Source organism: Halobacterium sp. R2-5, assembly GCF_011734195.1.
GTDB lineage: Archaea > Halobacteriota > Halobacteria > Halobacteriales > Halobacteriaceae > Halobacterium.
The window spans coordinates 695182-713089 of the sequence record NZ_JAANTH010000001.1 but is presented as its reverse complement, the minus strand read 5'-3'; the positions used below and the strand labels follow the sequence as shown (position 1 = coordinate 713089).

General features: G+C 68.9%; 16 protein-coding genes. 7 read left to right on the top strand and 9 right to left on the bottom strand.

The window, feature by feature from the left end:
* Window positions 1–150: 150 nt before the first annotated feature.
* The 3 genes from G9C83_RS03790 to nreA all read right to left on the bottom strand — a co-directional run bounded on the left by G9C83_RS03790 (window position 151) and on the right by nreA (window position 2524).
* The gene (locus tag G9C83_RS03790; RefSeq protein WP_167244776.1) at window positions 151–924 is read right to left on the bottom strand and encodes a CPBP family intramembrane glutamic endopeptidase; all 774 of its coding nucleotides are present in this window, start codon (window positions 922–924) and stop codon (window positions 151–153) included.
* Between the two features lie 67 nt (window positions 925–991).
* Window positions 992–1207, bottom strand: a complete 216-nt coding sequence (locus G9C83_RS03785) for a hypothetical protein (protein WP_167244775.1) — start codon at window positions 1205–1207, stop codon at window positions 992–994.
* 51 nt (window positions 1208–1258) lie between these two features.
* Window positions 1259–2524 (bottom strand): DNA repair protein NreA, encoded by a 1266-nt coding sequence (gene nreA / locus G9C83_RS03780; RefSeq protein WP_167244774.1) that lies wholly within the window; start codon window positions 2522–2524, stop codon window positions 1259–1261.
* A 218-nt stretch (window positions 2525–2742) separates the two neighbouring features.
* On the opposite strand from nreA, the gene G9C83_RS03775 reads away from it, so the two are divergent.
* On the top strand, window positions 2743–2880 hold the full coding sequence (locus tag G9C83_RS03775; protein ID WP_167244773.1) for a hypothetical protein: 138 nt from the start codon (window positions 2743–2745) through the stop codon (window positions 2878–2880).
* A 1-nt stretch (window position 2881) separates the two neighbouring features.
* On the opposite strand, the gene G9C83_RS03770 is transcribed toward G9C83_RS03775, so the two are convergent.
* The gene (locus G9C83_RS03770) at window positions 2882–5365 is read right to left on the bottom strand and encodes a DNA topoisomerase I (protein ID WP_167244772.1); all 2484 of its coding nucleotides are present in this window, start codon (window positions 5363–5365) and stop codon (window positions 2882–2884) included.
* Between the two features lie 186 nt (window positions 5366–5551).
* On the opposite strand from G9C83_RS03770, the gene G9C83_RS03765 reads away from it, so the two are divergent.
* Window positions 5552–5917 carry a hypothetical protein gene (locus tag G9C83_RS03765; protein ID WP_167244771.1) on the top strand — a complete coding sequence of 122 codons (366 nt, stop codon included), beginning with the start codon at window positions 5552–5554 and terminating at the stop codon, window positions 5915–5917.
* A gap of 37 nt (window positions 5918–5954) precedes the next feature.
* Here G9C83_RS03765 and gatB read toward each other — a convergent pair whose 3' ends face one another.
* Entirely contained in the window at window positions 5955–7430 is a 1476-nt protein-coding gene (gatB, locus tag G9C83_RS03760) for an Asp-tRNA(Asn)/Glu-tRNA(Gln) amidotransferase subunit GatB (RefSeq protein WP_167244770.1), read from the bottom strand.
* A 130-nt stretch (window positions 7431–7560) separates the two neighbouring features.
* Between gatB and G9C83_RS03755 the strand changes: the two genes are divergently transcribed.
* Genes G9C83_RS03755 through G9C83_RS03745 form a run of 3 tightly spaced genes read left to right on the top strand, consistent with a single transcriptional unit; the run spans window position 7561 to window position 12599 of the window.
* Window positions 7561–7848, top strand: a complete 288-nt coding sequence (locus G9C83_RS03755) for a hypothetical protein (protein ID WP_167244769.1) — start codon at window positions 7561–7563, stop codon at window positions 7846–7848.
* Between the two features lie 16 nt (window positions 7849–7864).
* The gene (smc, locus tag G9C83_RS03750) at window positions 7865–11437 is read left to right on the top strand and encodes a chromosome segregation protein SMC (RefSeq protein WP_167244768.1); all 3573 of its coding nucleotides are present in this window, start codon (window positions 7865–7867) and stop codon (window positions 11435–11437) included.
* Window positions 11430–12599, top strand: coding sequence for a ScpA family protein (locus G9C83_RS03745; RefSeq protein WP_167244767.1), 1170 nt, complete (start codon window positions 11430–11432; stop codon window positions 12597–12599). Before smc ends, G9C83_RS03745 begins: the two co-directional genes overlap by 8 nt.
* Window positions 12600–12614: 15 nt before the next feature.
* On the opposite strand, the gene G9C83_RS03740 is transcribed toward G9C83_RS03745, so the two are convergent.
* The 3 genes from G9C83_RS03740 to G9C83_RS03730 form a co-directional block, all read right to left on the bottom strand.
* On the bottom strand, window positions 12615–13322 hold the full coding sequence (locus G9C83_RS03740; RefSeq protein WP_167244766.1) for a hypothetical protein: 708 nt from the start codon (window positions 13320–13322) through the stop codon (window positions 12615–12617).
* Between the two features lie 89 nt (window positions 13323–13411).
* A complete protein-coding gene (gene mtnP, locus G9C83_RS03735; protein ID WP_167244765.1) occupies window positions 13412–14266 on the bottom strand; it encodes an S-methyl-5'-thioadenosine phosphorylase in 855 nt (284 codons plus the stop codon).
* 45 nt (window positions 14267–14311) lie between these two features.
* On the bottom strand, window positions 14312–15013 hold the full coding sequence (locus tag G9C83_RS03730; RefSeq protein WP_167244764.1) for a phosphoribosyltransferase: 702 nt from the start codon (window positions 15011–15013) through the stop codon (window positions 14312–14314).
* A gap of 129 nt (window positions 15014–15142) precedes the next feature.
* Between G9C83_RS03730 and G9C83_RS16225 the strand changes: the two genes are divergently transcribed.
* Together G9C83_RS16225 and G9C83_RS03720 are read left to right on the top strand one after the other, a co-directional pair.
* Complete coding sequence (locus G9C83_RS16225) at window positions 15143–16522, top strand: alpha/beta fold hydrolase (protein WP_167244763.1); 1380 nt, start codon at window positions 15143–15145, stop codon at window positions 16520–16522.
* Window positions 16523–16564: 42 nt separating this feature from the next.
* Window positions 16565–17473, top strand: coding sequence for a PhzF family phenazine biosynthesis protein (locus tag G9C83_RS03720; protein WP_167244762.1), 909 nt, complete (start codon window positions 16565–16567; stop codon window positions 17471–17473).
* Here G9C83_RS03720 and G9C83_RS03715 read toward each other — a convergent pair.
* Window positions 17470–17898, bottom strand: a complete 429-nt coding sequence (locus G9C83_RS03715) for a hypothetical protein (protein ID WP_167244761.1) — start codon at window positions 17896–17898, stop codon at window positions 17470–17472. The two genes, G9C83_RS03720 and G9C83_RS03715, sit on opposite strands and share 4 nt — an antisense overlap.
* Window positions 17899–17908: the final 10 nt, after the last annotated feature.

Sequence of the window (17908 nt, the reverse complement as noted above, 5' to 3'; positions counted from 1 at the left end):
TCGCGGTGTTCGACTGTCGGGTACGCTACCAATCGACCCGTGAGAAACCGGCCCCGAGGAGTACGGCGAGGAGCGCGCGATTCCGGAGATGGGCCACACGAGGAAGCCGTCGAGCACGCCCGTGACGTTCGGAAACCTGGAGAGCGCGGACTAGAACCCGAGCAGCGCCGTGTCGGACGTCGCCTCGGGCGCGTACGTCACGGCGACGTACATCAGCGTGAACAGCGTGGCGTTGTAGAGGCCGTGCGCGAGCGCGGGGACGACGAGGTTGCCGGTCTTCTCGTAGATGTAGCCGAACGCGACGCTCGGCACGAACAGGATGCCGATGGTGACCGCCGCCGCGGAGAGCCCGCCGGAGAGTGCGAAGATGTGCAGCGGCGCGAACGCCGCGGACGCCAGCAGGATGGACGGCCAGACGTCGAACCGCTCGCGGAGTCGCGTCTGGATGATGCCGCGGAACAGCAGCTCCTCGCCGGGACCGATGAGCAACAGCTGTATCGGAATCAGGTACGGGATGATGCCGGGGTTCTCGAGGGCGGTGGTCGCGCCCGTGTTCGTCGCGGCCTCCGTGGAAGTGAGCGCGAGCACGACGCTGATGGCGTAGATGGCGGCGAAGATGGCGACGTACGCGGCGGCGACGTACTTCAGGTCCGAGAGGTCCGGGAACTCCACGGAGACGTAGTCCCACGAGAGCCCGCGCCGCCGGATGTACAGCCACGCCGTCGTCGGGAACGCGATTCCCTGCAAGGCTATCAAGCCGAGGCCGAGCCCCGCGACGTCACCGATCTGGTTGCCCGTGACGCCGACGTAGACGCCCGTGACGAGGATGGTAGCGGGGACGACGAGCGCGAAGCCGAGGAGGGCGAGGCCGAACGCGACGAGCACGGCGCGCGGCTTCGACCCGTCAGGAGAGGTACCACTCATGGGAGTGGGTTCGTCGGCACCCGCGAAAAAACCCGTGACTGCGGCGGTCGACGGCGCGGAGTTCGCCCTACTGGTCGTCGTTCCGGCGCTCTTCGGCGAGTTCGGCTTCGAGGTCGGCGACGCGGGACTCCAGTTCCTCGACGCGCCCGTCGTCGCGGCCGCCGAACGCCATCTTACCGAGGGCGACGACCACGAACGCGACGACAGCGAACGACACTAGCATCAGGAACATGACCGCGAGTTCCATGCCGCCGGGGAGGCCGCCGACGAATGCGGGGAGCATCACACGCAGCCTACACCCGGCGACGTCTTAAGCGAACCCCCGAATCGCGGGCTACGAGAACTCCGAGAGGTCGCTCTGGACGCCCGCGACCATGCTCGACTTCCGGCGGAGGTCCGAAAGCGACACCGGGAGGTGGTCGACGACTTCCCGGACGGCGCCGTGGAACGTCTCGCCCTCGCCGGGCTCGCCGTCGAAGGCGTTCCGCACGCTCTCCCGTACCTGCCAGACGCCGACGGGCGCCCAGTAGTCGTCGCTGACTTCGCGGAGCACGAGCGCCTTCGCCTGCCGGCCGACGTCGTCTAAGTGTTCGAGCACGCCGAGGCGGGCGGCGTAGTACGCGCCCGCGGTCTCGTCGACGTAGCCCGTGCGGCCCTCGTAGCCCTCGCTCGCGGAGGCCATCCAGATGTCGCCGGCGGGGTCGGGGTTCCAGATGCTGCCCGGGGCCTTCATCTCCACGAGCTCGTACTCCCAGCGGCCCGGCGCCAGAATCACCCAGTAGCGGTTGCCCATGTACTCGTTGACGTGGACAGACACCTGGTTCACGCTCGGATTGTCCCGGATCTTCCCGCGGAGGAACTGGCCGACGGTGTCGTCGACGGCCGTGATCGACCACCGCGTCGGGACGAGCCGGCGGTGGTCGGCCTGCCCGAGCGCGCCCACGGAGAGCACGCGGTTGATGTCGTAGACGTCGAACCCGCGGCGGTAGAGGTACGTCATCGCGCCCTCCGCCGCCCAGTCGTCGTCCTCTAGGGTCTTCTCGACGTACCGCGGCACGTGGGGGTTCTCGGTGAGCGCCGCGGACTCGGCGCTGGCGTTCGGGCCCGAGGGCGCGTTCGCCGCCGGGTTCGTGTACTCGCTCGCGTCGAAGTCCGGCGTGTCCGAGAGCCCGATTTCGACGTCCACCGGCCGGTCGGCCATCGCGACCTCGCGCTGCGTGCCGACGAAGCCGTCCCAGACGTCGTGGACGTCGACGTTCGCCGACCGCCGCGAGTTCAGGAGACCGGTCCGGTACTGGAGGACGTTGTCGATGTCCAGGCCCTGCTGGTACCACTCGCCGCTCGTCGCGTACTCCTCGGGGTCGGCGCCGCCCGCGACTGGCGAGAGGATGCCCGCGGAGACGTTCGGGTACGACGACCGCCCGACGAACACCGACGGCGCGGTCGCGCCGACGAGCGTGTCCCCCTGCACGGCGGACTCGAACCCGGATTCGACGTCGTCGAGGTAGTCCAGCACTTCGTAGGACTTCTCGCCCGCGAGGCGCCGCCGCTCGACGTCCTCGTCCGGCTGGAGCCCCTCGATGTAGTCGTCGAGACGCACGCGTCTCACTTGCGCCGGCGTCTACTTACCCGCTTCGCCGCGCGCTCGCTTCGCGAAGGTTCGCCCCGATAAGGAAGTAGACGGCCGTCCAATAGTATCGATCTACTAAGCCCATGAAGTCACTTTTAGCAGAGCCAGTGCCGATTCGTCTCTCGTTCGGCGGGTTCGATGACGCCCCCGGAACCTATTTACTCCCTCGTTGTGTGGTAACGCATGTCATGAGCGCCGTCGAGGAACTCCGACGACGAGTGGAGGACGCGCCAACGGAGTACGAGTGCGGGCTGTGCGGGGCGCGCTACGGCCGCAACGAGTCGAGCTGCCCTTCCTGCGGGGGCAACGGCTTCGACGGGGCCTGAGTCAGTCCGCCTGCGCCTGCCACTCCCGGACGCTGTCCTCGCTCACGCCCGAGACTGACTCCGCGAGGTCCTCGGCGTCCGCGGCCGCGAGGTCGCCGACGTCCTCGATGCCGGCCTCCGCTAGTTTCTCCGCAGTCGCGGGACCGATGCCGTCGAGCGCCTCGACGCCCTGCTTGCGCTGGCGCTGCTGGTACTCCTCGTAGTTGCAGATGGGGCAGCCGAGCTCCCACGGGTCGTCGTCGCCGTCGTGGACGACGAGTTCGGGGAGGTCGTGCTCCTCGCAGTACGTGTCGGTGACTTCGATGTCGCCGCGCCGAGGCAGCGGCAGCGAGTAGTCGCAGTCCGGGTAGCGCGTGCAGCCGACGAGCCGGCTGCCGGTCTGGAGCTGCTTGATGGCGAGCTCGCCGCCCTCCTCTTCACCGCACTCGGGACACGCGCCGATGACGCGGTCCTCGCTCTCCTCGGCCTCCTCGGCCGCGCAGAGCGGGCAACCGTGGACGAACGTGTCCCGGCCGGCGAGCATCTTCACCTCGTGGAGGCCGTGCTCGTCGCACGTCTCTTCGAGGACGAGCGGCTCGCCAGTGGACGGCAGCGGGAGCGTGAACCGGCACTCGGGGTAGCCGTCGCAGCCCACGAAGTACGAGCCCGTCCGGGAGCGCCGCACGAGCAGCGTGTCGCCGCATTCGGGGCACTCGCCGAGCGTCTTGTCCGCCTTCAGCGAGTCACGGAGGAAGTCCCCGATCTCCTCGCGGGAGCCCGTGAGCTCGTCGAACACGCGGTCGAGATACTCCCGGGACTCCTCGGTGACCTCGTCCAGCGTCTTCTCGCCGTCGGCGATGGCGGTCATGTCGGCCTCCAGCTCGCTGGTCATCTGCTCGCTGACCACGAGGTCGGCGTACTCCTCGGCGGCCTCCACGACGGCCTTCGCGAGCGTCGTCGGGCGCGGCGGGTCGCCCTCGATGTAGCCGCGGTCGTAGAGCTTCTCGATGGTGTTGTGGCGGGTGGACTTCGTGCCGATGCCCATGTCCTCCATCGTCTCGATGAGCCGGCTCTGGCCGTACCGGCGCGGCGGCTGGGTCTGCTTGGCCTCCATCCGCGGATCAGTGAGGTCGAGGCGGTCGCCCTCGTCGACGTCCGGCACGTAGTTCTCGCTCGTGTTGAAGTACGGGTAGACCGCGTGGTACCCCTCCTCGACGAGGCGCTTGCCGTTGGCCTTGAGGGACTCGCCGTCCGCGTCCGCGACGACGCGCAGGTGCTCCCAGACGGCGGGCTCGGCCAGCGTCGCGAAGAAGCGGCGTACGACGAGCTCGTACACCTCCCACTCGTCCTCGGAGAGCTTGTTCCGGTCCGGGAAGTCCGGCGTCGGGTGAATCGGCGGATGGTCGGTCGTCTCCTCGTCGCCCTCGGTCGGCGAGAGGTCGTCCCGTTCGAGCAGCATCTCGGCGCTGTCCCCGAACACAGTCTGCTCGAACTCGCCGAGCAGGTCCCGCTCGTCGAGGTCCTCGGGGTAGACGGTGTTGTCCGTCCGGGGATACGTGATGTAACCCGCGGTGTAGAGGTCCTCCGCGATGCTCATCGCGCGGCCCGCGGAGTACCCCAGCGAGCCGGCGGCGCGGATGAACTGCGTGGTGTTGAACGGCGCCGGCGGGTCGTCGCTGCGGGTGCGCCGCGAGACGGACTCGACGACCGCCTCGCCGGCCTCCCGGAGCACCGAGAACGCGCGCTCGGCGGCGTCCTCGTCCCAGACGCGCTCGGCCTCGTTTCCGTCCTCGCCCTCGTAGAAGTACTGGGCCTCGAACTCCACGTCGTCTTTCGCGAGGTCCGCGAACAGCTCCCAGTAGTCGTCGGGCTCGAACGCCTCGATTTCGCGCTCCTTGTCCACGATGAGCTTCAGGGTGGGGGACTGCACGCGACCAACCGAGATGAAGTCCTCGCCCATCTGGCGCGCGGACAGAGAGAGGAACCGCGTGAGCGCGGCGCCCCACACGAGGTCGATGACCTGCCGGGCCTCCCCCGCCGCAGCGAGGTCGAAATCGATGTCGTCGGGGTCCGCGAACGCCGACTTGACCTCGTTGTCCGTGATCGAGGAGAAGCGCACCCGCTGGATGGGCGCCTCCTCGTTGACCTCGCGGACGAGCTCGTAGGCCTCCTTCCCGATGAGCTCGCCCTCGCGGTCGTAGTCGGTCGCGATGACGACGCTGTCGGCCTCGCGGGCGAGCCGCTGGAGCGCGTTCACGATGTCCTCCTGGGTGGGCTCCTTGACGACGTCCGCGTGGACGAGTTCGGCCGGCTCGACGTCCCGCCAGTCGCTGTACTCGGGCGGGAAGTCGACGCCGACGACGTGGCCGGAGAGCCCGATGCAGCGTCGGCCCCCCCACTCGTAGACGTTCACCCCCGCGGTCGTGTCTGTGCTTGCCCCTCCCTCCGAGAGGATGTCAGCGATGCGTCGCGCCGCGTTGTTCTTCTCTGTGACGATGAGTTCCACGGTGTACCTCCACCCGCCGGGGTGGTCTTGGAGGCGCTACGCCACAACCGCGGGTAAAGATTTCGGGACCGAGAACCGCCAGCGGGCGCCGGGACAAGGCGCGCTCGCGCCCGCCCACGAGTGCGGGTACTCGCGCGGCGTGCGAGCACGCGCAACGACTAACCCCGGGTCCGTTCGAGTAGGCGTATGCTCCAACGGAGAGTGAATCGGTGGGTCGGCGTGGTGCTGTTCGCGGTCGGCGCCGTCGCCCTCGTCCTGTCGTTCCCGCCGCGGCCGCTGCTCGGTGTCCAGATGGCGTTGCTCGCGGCCGCCGGCGCGCTGTTCGTCGCCTCCGGCGTCACCGACCGCGTGCGCTGGTCGCTGCTCTCGGGCCTCGGGAACGTCGCGCTCGGACTCTCGCTAATCGTCTCGGGAGTCGAGACGTTCGGCAGCGGCGGTAGCGAAGCTGGCGACTACTTCTACACGGCTGCGGTCGGCCTCGGCGGCCTCTCGCTGGCCGTAATCGGCGTCCTCTACGTCGTCGGGCACGAGTCCTTCGACACCGAACCGTAGCTAGCGAAACCCACGGGGCGTCGAGAAGCAGCGACCGCTACTCCAGCTGCTCGCGCAGCAGCTCGTTGACCTGACCGGGGTCGGCGCTCCCGCCGGTTTTCCCCATCACCTGGCCGACGAGGAAGTTCAGCGCGCCGCCCTCGCCCTCGTGGTAGTCCTCGACGGCGTCGGGGTTCTCCTCGATGGCCTCGGCGACAGCGGCCTCGACCTCGCCGCCCGTGGTCTTCCCGAGGCCCTCCTCGTCGACGACCGCGTCGGGCTCGCGGCCCTCGTCGAGCATCTCCCGCAGCACGACCTCCTCGGCGTTCTTCGCCGTGATCTCGTCCTCCGCGACGAGCTCCACGAGGCGCGCGAACTCCCCGATGCGGTCCTCGACGTCGCTGACCTCCATCCCGCGGTAGTTCAGCTCCCCGAGGACGTTGTCCGCGACCCACGTGGCCGCCAGGCCCGCGTCGTACTCGTCGGCGAGCTCCTCGAAGAGGTCCGCGACGGCCTTCCGCGAAGTGAGTTTGGAGGCGGTCTCCGCGCCGAGGTCGTACTCCTCGCGGAAGCGCTCGCGGCGCGCGTCCGGGAGCTCCGGAATCGGAATCTCGTCCTTCCAGTCCGAGACCTCCAGCGGCGGGATGTCGGCCTCCCGGAAGTAGCGGTAGTCCTTCTCCTCCTCCTTCGAGCGCATCGACACCGTGATGCCCCGGGACTCGTCCCAGTGGCGGGTCTCCTGTTCGACCTCGCGGCCGCGCTGAATCTGGTTGCGCTGGCGCGTAATCTCGTAGGAGAGGGCCTTCTCGGCGGCCTTGTGGCTGGAGATGTTCTTCACCTCGGTGCGGTTCGCGGCTTCGAGGACCTCGTCGTCGACGCCGCCCTCCAGCTCCTCGGCGTCGACCATCGAGATGTTGGCGTCCACGCGCAGGCTGCCGTCGCGCTCCGCGTCGAAGATGCCGAGGTACTCGAGGACGTCCGTGAGCTTCGCGAGGAACGCCCGCGTCTCGCCCGCGCTCCGGAAGTCCGGCCGCGTGACGATCTCCATCAGCGGCGTCCCCGCGCGGTTGTAGTCCACGAGCGTGTAGTCCGCCGTGTCGATGCTGCCGCCGACGTGCTGGAGGCTCCCCGGGTCCTCCTCGAGGTGCGCGCGCTCGATGCCGATGGTGCGCCGGTCGTCGCCGACGGTCACGTCGAGTTCGCCGTCCTGGCAGATGGGCGCGTCGTACTGCGTGATCTGGAAGCCCTTCGGGAGGTCGGGGTAGAAGTAGTTCTTCCGGTGGAAGCGCGTGCGCTCGGGGATGTCCGCGTCGATGGCCTTCCCGAGCTTGACGGCGGCCTCGACGGCGCCCTCGTTCAGCACGGGGAGCGCGCCCGGCAGCCCGAGACAGACCGGACACGTGTGCGTGTTCGGCTCCGCGTCCCCCGTCTCGGTCGAACACCCGCAGAAGATCTTGGTGTCCGTCTCCAGTTGCACGTGGACCTCCAGCCCGATGATCGCCGCGAGGTCCTGTGAGGCGGCCTGCGTACTCATTACGGCACGATTCGGGGGGCGGCCGCTTAGGGCTAACGAAGGGGGCGCGACCGCGACAACCAAGATTCTAGACATTCGTCAGACGCTCGTCCGACCTATACTTATCCGTCTCGCGCTCCGTCCAGAACGTATGACTGACGAGGCCGACGTCGACGAACTCGAACAGCGAGTGGAGGAGCTGGAAGCCACGGTGCGCGGGCTCACCGAGGAGCTCGTGGACGCCAGCGAGCGCATCCGCACGCTGGAAGCCGAACTCGACGAGCCGCCGAGCACCGAGGAGCTCCGGGAGGCCCGCGAGGGCGGCGTCATCGAACCGGACGACGACACCGAGGAGGGGGCAGACGAAGCGACTAAACCAGTGGAGGGCGAGGCTGACGACAACGAGGAGTCGGGTCTCGACGACATCATCGTCGCGTAGGCCGCTCCCCTTCAGCATGTACATCGACGAAATCGTCCTCGAGAACTTCAAGAGCTTCGCCGGGACGACCCGCATCCCGTTCTACGAGGACTTCACGACCATCAGCGGGCCGAACGGCTCCGGGAAGTCGAACATCATCGACGCGGTGCTGTTCGCGCTCGGGCTGGCGCGCACCTCGGGGATGCGCGCGGAGAAGCTCACGGACCTCATCTACAACCCCAGCCACGAGGGCGAAGACGAGGCTACCGGCCCGCGAGAGGCCAGCGTCGAGGTCGTGCTGAACAACGAGGACGGCACGCTCTCCCGCTCGCAGGTGGAGGCCGCCGCGGGCTCGGAGAACGTCGGCGACGTCGACACCATCACCGTCAAGCGCCGCGTGAAGCGCACGGACGACAACTACTACTCCTACTACTACCTGAACGAGCGCTCGGTGAACCTCTCGGACATCCGCGACCTGCTCGCGCAGGCGGGAGTCGCCCCGGAAGGATACAACGTCGTGATGCAGGGCGACGTCACCGGCATCATCAACATGACGCCGGGCGAGCGCCGCGAGATCGTCGACGAGATCGCGGGCGTCGCGGAGTTCGACGCGAAGAAAGCAGACGCCTACGAGGAACTCGAAGTCGTCGAGGAGCGCATCAGCGAGGCGGACCTCCGCATCGAGGAGAAGCGCGACCGCCTCGAACAGCTCGAGGACGAGCGCGAGACGGCCCTCGAGTACCAGGGCCTCCGCGACGAGAAACAGGAGTACGAGGGGTACGCGAAGGCCGCCGAGCTCGAGGAGAAGCGCGACGACCTCGACGCGACGCGCGCGGACGTCGCCGCCCGCGAGGACGACCTCGACGAACTCCAGGAGGAACTGGACGAGCGCCGCGGCACGGTGCTCCGTCTGGAGGAGGACCTCGAGGACCTGAACGCGGAAATCGAGCGGAAGGGCGAGGACGAACAGCTGGAGATCAAGCGCGAGATGGAGGAGATCAAGGGCGACATCTCGCGGCTCGAAGACAAGGTCGAGGCCGCCGAGGAGCGCATCGAGGACGCGGAGAGCGAGCGCCGGCAGGCGTTCGTGGAGATCGACCGCAAGCAGGAGCAGATCGACGAGCTCGAGGGCGACATCAAGGACCTGAAAGTCGAGAAGGCCTCCGTGAAGGCGGACATCCAGCAGCGTGAGTCCGACCTCGCGGACGTGGAAGCCGAAATCGAGTCCGTGGACACGGAGTTCGACGAGCTGAAGGCCGATCTCGCGGAGAAGAAAGAGCGACTTGAGGACGCGAAGAGCGAGCGCAACGACCTCCAGCGCGAGCAGGACCGCCTGCTGGACGAGGCCAAGCGCCGCTCGGACGCCGTCGACGAGGCGAAGTCCGACCTCGAAGACGCCCGCGACAGGCTGCCGGAGCTGGACGCCACGCTCGACGACCTCGAGGACGAGCTCGCGAAGGCGAAGCGGAACCGCGAGCAGATCGTGGAGGTCGTCGAGGACCTCAAGCAGGAGAAGCGCGAGCGCCAGGACGACCTCGAGGACGTCGAGGACGACCTCTCCGCCGCGCAGGAGGAGTACGCGCGCCTGGAAGCGCAGGCGAACCAGTCCGGGGACAGCTCGTACGGGAAGGCCGTCACCACGATTCTGAACAGCGACGTGGACGGCGTCCACGGGACGGTCGGCCAGCTCGGCGGCGTCAGCGAGCAGTACGCGACCGCGTGTGAGACCGCGGCCGGCGGCCGGCTGGCGAACGTCGTGGTGGACGACGACGGCGTCGGCCAGCGCTGCATCGAGTACCTCAAGCAGCGCAACGCCGGCCGCGCGACGATGCTCCCCATCACGAAGATGCGTCACCGGTCGCTGCCGAGCACGCCAGATATGCCGGGCGTGGTGGACTTCGCGTACAACCTCGTGGACTTCGACGAGCAGTACGCGCCGATTTTCTCGTACGTGCTCGGGGACACGCTCGTCGTGGAGAACATGGAGACCGCCCGCGACCTGATGGGCGACTACCGGCTCGTGACGCTCTCGGGCGAACTCGTGGAGAAGTCCGGCGCGATGACCGGCGGGTCCCGCTCTGGCTCGCGGTACTCGTTCTCGAAGTCCGGCAAGGGCCAGCTGGAGCGCGTCGCCGAGCGCATCCAGCGCCTCGAAGACGAGCGCGCCGAGATTCGCGAGGACGTCCGGGAAATCGACGACCGCCTGGAGGACGCCCGGGACCGCCGGCAGGACGCAAGCGAGCAGGTGCAGTCCCTCCAGAACGACGTGGAGGCCGCCGAGAGCGAGCGCGAGGACGCCGAGGAGCGCATCGACGAGCTCGAGGACAGAATCGAGGAGCTACAGGGCGAACGCGAAGACGTCGACGAGCAGATGCAGGAAATCGAAGCCGACATCTCCGAAAAGCAAGACGAGATCGCGGCCCTGGAGGCCGACATCGAGGAGCTTGAGGGCGAGCTCGCGGACTCGAAGATCCCCGAGCTCACGGCCGAGAAGGAGGACATCGAGGCGGACATCGCGGACCTCGAGGAACGCGTGGACGACCTCGACGGCGAGCTGAACAGCCTCCAGCTGGAGAAGGAGTACGCCGAGGACGCCGTCGAGGACCTCCACGACGACATCGAGGACGCGCAGAACGAGAAGGCCGAACAGCAGGAGCGCATCGACGACCTCCAGGAGCAGATCGAGGCCAAGCAGGACGAACTCGCCGAGAAGGAAGCGGCGGTCGCCGAGCTCGAAGAGGAGCTCGCGGACCTCAAGAGCGAACGCGAGGAGCTCAAAGACGACCTCAGGGAGGCGAAGACAGCCCGCGACGAGCAGGCAAACGAGGTCGAGAAGGTCGAGAATCGCCTGGAGAGCCTGCGAAAGGCGGAGTCGCGTCTCGCCGACGAAATCGAGGACCTGGAGGAGGCTGTCGGCGACTACGACGCCGAGGAGATTCCGGACCTCGACGAGGTCGAGGAGAACGTCGCGCGCCTCGAACGCCAGATGGAGGCCCTCGAACCGGTGAACATGAAGGCCATCGACGAGTACGACGACGTCGAGGCCGACCTCGACGACCTGGAGGACAAGCGCGCGACCCTGGTCGAGGAGCGCGACGGCATCCAGGAGCGCATCGACCACTACGACGAGCAGAAGAAGTCGACGTTCATGGACGCCTTCGACGCCATCAACGACCAGTTCCAGCGCATCTTCTCGCGGCTGTCGGCGGGCACCGGCGAACTGGAGCTGGAGAACCCCGAGGACCCCTTCGAGGGCGGACTGACGATGAAAGCCCAGCCCGCGGACAAGCCCGTCCAGCGGCTGGACGCGATGAGCGGCGGGGAGAAGTCCCTGACCGCCCTCGCGTTCATCTTCGGCATCCAGCGGCACAACCCCGCGCCGTTCTACGCGCTCGACGAGGTGGACGCGTTCCTCGACGCCGTCAACGCCGACCGCGTCGGCGAACTCGTCGACGAGCTCGCGGCCGACGCGCAGTTCGTCGTCGTCAGCCACCGGTCGGCGATGCTCGACCGCTCCGAGCGCGCCATCGGCGTGACGATGCAGGAGGACAACCGCAGCGTCGTCACCGGCATCGACCTCTCCGCGCAGGGGGCGACAGCCGATGACTAGCGAGGGCGAGCGGAGCGAGCCCTCGGAGAACACGAGCGGGGAGCACTGCGACCCGCGAGCCAGCGAGGGCGCGGACGAACATAGTGAGTCCGCGAGTGAGCGAGCGGGGAGCACTGCGACCCGCGAGCAGGGCGAGCGAAGCGAGTCCGCGGACACGGCGAGCGACGACCAGCAGGAGGTGCGAGCCGACGGCGGCTCCGACGACGTCCCGCTGGACATCACCGGCCACGAGGACCGTAAAGCCGAGCGCGAGAGCGAGAGCGCGCCCGACGGCGGGCTGACGACTGCCGACGCACCCGCCGCGGAGGAGACCGAGACGCCGGACAGCGCCGCGGAGCTCATCGCGGAGTCGCCGGCCGACCCCGAGCCGAACCCCGACGACGAGGTCGAGCCCGTCGAACTGCTCGTGCAGCTCGCGAAGGACGGCGAGATCGAGCCGTGGGACATCGACATCGTCGCGGTGACGGACAAGTTCCTCGAAGCGCTCGACGAGGCGGACCTGCGGACGTCGGGGCGCGCGCTGTTCTACGCGAGCGTGCTCCTGCGGATGAAGAGCGACGCGATGCTGGACGACGGCGACGACGAGCCCGAAGAGGACGAAGAAGTCGAGCGCCCGCCGTGGGAGGCGCCGCCCGAGGAGGGCGGCCGGCCAGCCTACGACCCCGTGGACGCGCTCGAATCGGAGATGGACCGGCGGCTGGAGCGCAAGCACGCGCGCGGCAACCCGGAGACGCTGGACGAACTCGTCCGCGACCTCCGGGAGGCCGAGCGCGGGTCGTGGTGGAAGGAGTCCCGCGAGTACGACACGTCCGACTCCCCGCAGGGGTTCCGGCGCGGCGTCCAGGAGCTGGACTACCACTCCGGGGACGAGTTCCGGATGGACGACGAGCCGACCGCCGAGGAGGCGCTCGGGAACGCCCACGAGGAGGACGTCGAGGCGACCATCGAGGACGTCCGGGCGGTCCTCGACGAGAAGTACGGCGGCGGCCGCACGGAAGTCCTCTACGAGGAGGTCGCGGACGCCGGCGAGTCGCGCGTGCAGACGTTCCTCGCCCTGCTCTTCCTCGCGCACCGCGGCGCGGTCACGCTCGAACAGGACGACCTGTTCGGCGACCTCTGGGTCTGCGAGAACGCGGAAGCGGACGCCGGAGCGCCGGCGTAGATCTATCGGCCGGTTTTAGAACGCGAACCAGTCGGTGACGCGGTCGGAGTCGTGGAGCCGCCAGCGCTGGCGCGCGCCGCCGTCGGCGTCGGTGTCGACGGTCAGCGTCGCGCCGAACAGCGGCTCGACGGTCGCGAGGAACGCCTCGGTGGCGTCCGGGGAGACGTGGAAGTGACCCATGCCGTCTACCTCGCGGACGGCGTTCGTGAGGAGGTGGAGGAAGCGGAACAGCCGCTCCTCGCTGACAGCCCCGGAGCGCACGGCGTCGAACAGCGGGTCGAGAGCGTCGACGCAGAGCCGGACCTCGCTGGGGCCGTCGGCGTCCGCGGCGACGCGGTCGAGGGCGTCCGTGACCGCCGTCGTGAGCGCCGCGAAGTCCGAGGGATCGTCGACGCGCTCGTACCACTCGCCGCGCGGCGTCGGCAGCTCGCTCGCGCTGGGGGACGCGGCGGCCGCCGAGCGCGCGCCGGTCGCGGGCGTGGCGTCCACGACGCCGAGGGTGGACGGGTCAGTCCGGCGGGGGCTGTGGCGGTCGAGGACCGCAGAGACGTCGGCGTCGGTCGCGAGGAAGACGTGACGGCGGTCGAGCTCGGGCGCACCGAGCAGGCGCTCGCAGGCGGCGTCGCGGTCGGCCGCGTCGCTGACGACGAGGACGTTGCAGCCGTCTCGCTTCAGTGCCGCGAGCTCGTTCGAGAACGCCTCCACGTTCGCGTGCTCCCCCATTGTTCACTGTAACGAACGCGGGAATAGTATTTACATTTTGGGTACGGGGAAGCGAATCTTACCGTACTGGCCGGCCGAGCGCCGTGGTTTCAGAGGTAGTCGCCGACGAGCTCGTCGACGCGCTCGCGGGTGTCCTCGGGGATGGCCTCCGTGGGCGTGTTCACGGTGCCTTCGAGGGCGTGGCCGCAGTCGCAGTCGCGCTCCTCGGGCAGCGTCTCGATGGCGTGTTCGACGGTGCGCTTGATGGCGTCCTCGTTGGCGGCGGCGTTCTCCAGGACCTCTTCGAGGGTGACCTCGCTGTCCTGCTTCCACACGTCGTAGTCGGTGACGCCGGCGACCGTCGCGTAACACATCTCGGCCTCGCGGGCGAGTTTGGCCTCCGGGATGGCGGTCATGCCGACGAGGTCCCAGCCCTGTGACTTGTAGAACTCCGACTCCGCGCGCGTGGAGTACTGCGGCCCCTCGATACAGACGTACGTGCCACCCTCCTGCGTTTCGGCGTCGGTCGCCTCCTCTGCGGACTCGTGGAGATGTTCGACCATGTGCGGGCAGTACGGGTCCGCGAACGGCTGGTGGACGACGACGCCGTCCCCGAAGAACGTGGAGTCGCGGTGCTTCGTGCGGTCGAAGATCTGGTCCGGGACGACGAGCGTCTGCGGCGGCAGTTCCTCCTTGAGGCTGCCGACGGCGTTCGACGCGAGGATGCGCTCGACGCCGAGCTGCTTGAGCGCGTAGATGTTCGCCTTGTACGGGAGGTTCGTCGGGGAGCGCTGGTGGTCGGGGCCGTGCCGCGGGAGGAACGCCACTTCGGTGCCGGTGTCGCCGAACTCGCCGACCGTGACGGGCGCGCTCGGCTCGCCGTACGGCGTCGTCACGTCCTCCTCGCGGACGTCGTTCAGGGGGAGCGCCTCGTAGATGCCGGAGCCGCCGATGAATCCTATCATGGCACGACGTGGACGGCGGACGCACCTAAACGAAACGATGGGAGCTCAGGCGTCGACGCGGAGCTTCCACTCGGCGTCGCCGGCCTTCACGAGCACGTCCCGGCGAACCATCTCCTCTAAGACTTCGTCGAGGCGGTCGGGCTGGGCGATCTCCATCTCGATGCGGCCGACGTCGTGGTACGACGAGAGGAGGTTCTGGATGTCCTCGCGGGTGTACGGACCGTCGCCGTCCTTCTCCATGACGCCGGAGACGAGGTCGACCATGTCCTCGATGAAGTTCCACGGGTAGACGACCCACGTCCACTCGTCGAGGTACTCGCCGACGTAGTCGGGGTCGTACTCGCTGGTACCCAGCAGCTGGAGGGTGGCGGTGCGGATCTCGTTGGCCTCCCGGTCGTCGACGTACTCGTGGGCGCGCTCGATAGAGCCGCCGGTGTCCGCGATGTCGTCGATGATGAGGACGTCCTTGTCCTCGACGGAGCCCTCCGGCATCGGGTACCGGACCTCGGGCTCGCCGGACTTCTGGGCGGTGCCGACGTAGTGTTCCATCTTCAGGCTCGTGAGGTCGTCGAGGCCGAGGAAGTCACAGAGACACCGGCCCGCGAACCAGCCGCCGCGGGCGAGCGCGACGACGACGTCGGGCTCGAACTCGGAGGCCTTGACGTCGTCGCTGACGTCGCGACAGAGACCGTAGATGTACTCCCAGTTGGTGATAGTGCACTTGAAATCGTCCGGGAGGTCGCTCATTGCGTGTGGGGAGTCGCGGGCGTCGCTACTTAACGGTTTACAGGCGCACCCGGCCGCGTGAACGTGTCAGCGGTGCAGCCGGCGAGAACGCGGGAAACCTTCAAGCGCGGCGTCGGTAAACCGGGAAGCGTGACACCGCCCTCCGACGACGCCCCGTCGAATCGCCGGCGCCGAGTCCTCCAGACCGTGGCGACGGCGGCGGCCGCCGCGCTCGCGGGCTGTTCGCGTGGCGGCGACGACGCGGCGACGACCGCGCCGATCGAGACGGCGACGGACCAGCCGACCACGACTGCGCGGACGACCGTCAGCGAGGTCGCGCAGCGCGAGAGAGCGGTCGAGCTCGTGCAGTCGCTGGGCGCGGGCGAGTACGAGGCGGCGTTCGCGCTGCTCTCGGAGACCGTCCAGAGCCAGTACTCGGCGTCCCGCCTGCAGTCCGACTGGGAGCAGACGACCGCCGAGCTCGGCCGCTTCGAGGGTATCTCGGGCGTGACGCGGGAGCCCGCGGGCGGCTACGAGGTGCTGGTCGTGCAGGCGCAGTTCGAGGCGGGCGTGCTCTGCGTACAGGTGGTCTTCGAGGGCGCCGCAATCGAGGGGCTGCAGTTCGTCCCCCTGGAGCAGGCGTACTCGCCGCCCGCGTACGCCGACGAGTCCGCGTTCGAGGAGCGCGAACTGTCCCTCAGTTCACCGGTCTGCGACCTCGGGGCGACGCTCACCGTGCCAACGGACGGCGCCGACACCGGGGTCGTGCTCGTGCACGGCTCCGGGCCGAACGACCGCGACGGGACCATCGGTCCGAACAAACCGCTGAAGGACCTCGCGTGGGGGCTGGCGACCGAGGGCGTCGCGGTCCTCCGGTACGACAAGCGCACGTACGCCTGCGACGTGGGGACCAGCGAACTCGGCTTCGACGCGCTCGTCGTCGACGACGCGCTGACCGCGCTCTCCCGGCTGCGCGCGGAGACCGATGTGAGCAGTGCGGCGGTCGTCGGCCATAGCCTCGGCGGGTACGCCGTGCCTCGCGTCGCCGAGCGGGACGGCGACGCGGCGGCCTTCCTGCTCGCGGCGCCGTCGCGGCCGCTGTACGAACCCGTCCCCGACCAGCTTCGCTACCTCGCGGAGCTCGACGGCGAAGTGACCGAGGCCGAGCGGGAGCGCATCGAGGACGCGGCGGCGGCCGCCGAGCGGCTCGCGGCCGGAAACTACGGGGACGGCGGCTTCGCGTGGAGCGCCGAGTTCTGGCGGGACGTCGCCGACTACGACCCGGTGGCGACGGCGACCGGGCTGGACGCCGAGGCGTACGCGCTACAGGGCGGCCGCGACTACCAGGTCAGCCCGACCGAGGACTTCCCCGCGTGGGAGGACGCGCTCGGCGAGGAACACACGCGGCTGTACGACGACCTGAACCACCTGTTCGTCCCGGGCGAAGGCGACCCGAACCCGAACGAGTACTTCCGCCCGGGAAGCGTCGCCGAGGCGGTCGTCGCGGACCTCGCGGGCTGGCTCGGGTAGGGAAGGAAAACACGCAACACGCGGGAGCGAGAAGCCGCGACCATGACTGAGACGCGAGCCCTCCTCGTGGACGCGTTCACGGACGAGCCGTGCGCGGGGAACGCGGCCGGCGTGGTACCGGCCGCCGACGACCTGACCGACGGCCAGATGCAGGCGATCGCCGACGAGCTCGGCGCGAGCGAGACGGCGTTCGTCCGGGAGAGCGAGACCGCCGACCGCCGGGTCCGGTACTTCACGCCGGAGGAGGAGGTCGACCTCTGCGGGCACGCGACCATCGCGACCCACGCGCACCTGTTCGCGGACGGCGCCATCGACGCGGGCGAGCACACACTGGAGACGAACGTCGGCGACCTCGACATCGAGGTCGAGGACGACGGCACCGTCTGGATGACGCAGAACCCGCCGGAGATTCGCGAGGTGGACGTGAGCTACGAGCGCGTCGCGGCCGCCACCGGGTTAGCGGAGGAGGCTCTCCGCGGCGCGAGCGACGACCTGCCGCTGGCGGTGTCCTCGACGGGGCTGCCGTTCCTCGTCGCGCCCGTCACCTACCTCTCGGATTTGGGCGACGCGAGCCCGGACTTCGACGAGCTCGTCGCGCTCTCCGAAGCCGTCGACGCCCGCGGCGTGTACGCGTTCTCGTTCGACACGCTGGACGGCGACTCGACGCTCCACGGACGCGCGTGGGTGCCGAGCGCCGGCATCAAGGAGGACCCGGTGACGGGGACCGCGAGCGGCGCGACGGGCGCGTACCTCGAACACTACGGCGCGTTCGGCGGCGACATCGCCGACGAGATGACCTTCGAGCAGGGCCACTTCGTCGACAGACCGGGCCGCGTCCGGGTGCGCGTGCAGAACGGGGACGCGCCGAGAGTCGGCGGCACGGCCGTCGAGACACTCGACGGGGCGCTACAGGTGCCGCCGACCGACGAGGACGACATTCTCGAAGCCTAGTTCTTCTGCTCGGAGAAGTCGAACGAGTCGTCGTCCTTGAGCTTCCGGATCTCGCGGTTCACGGACTGGAGGTCGTTCTGCATGTCCGCGAGGCGGTCGTCGAGCACGCTCACGATGTCGCTCTTGACGCGCTGGGTGTCGAACGTCTCCGAGAGCGCGTCCTCGTTGGCGGCCGTGAGCGTCTTGTACAGCGACCACGCCTTCCCGAACCGGTAGACGAGTAGTCCGAGAACGGCCAGCGCGATGCCGGGCGCGGCCGCCGACAGCGCCTGTCCGGTGGCGTTCGAGTTCGCCGAGAGGATGTCCCACGCCTCGACGCCCCCGAGCGCGACGCCCGCCGCGACGAGACCGAGGCCGACGATAGCGAACGCGGACGTGAACAGGAAGTACTTCCCCGCGTGAACGGCTGCGCGTTTCGCGTCCATGCCCGGGTGG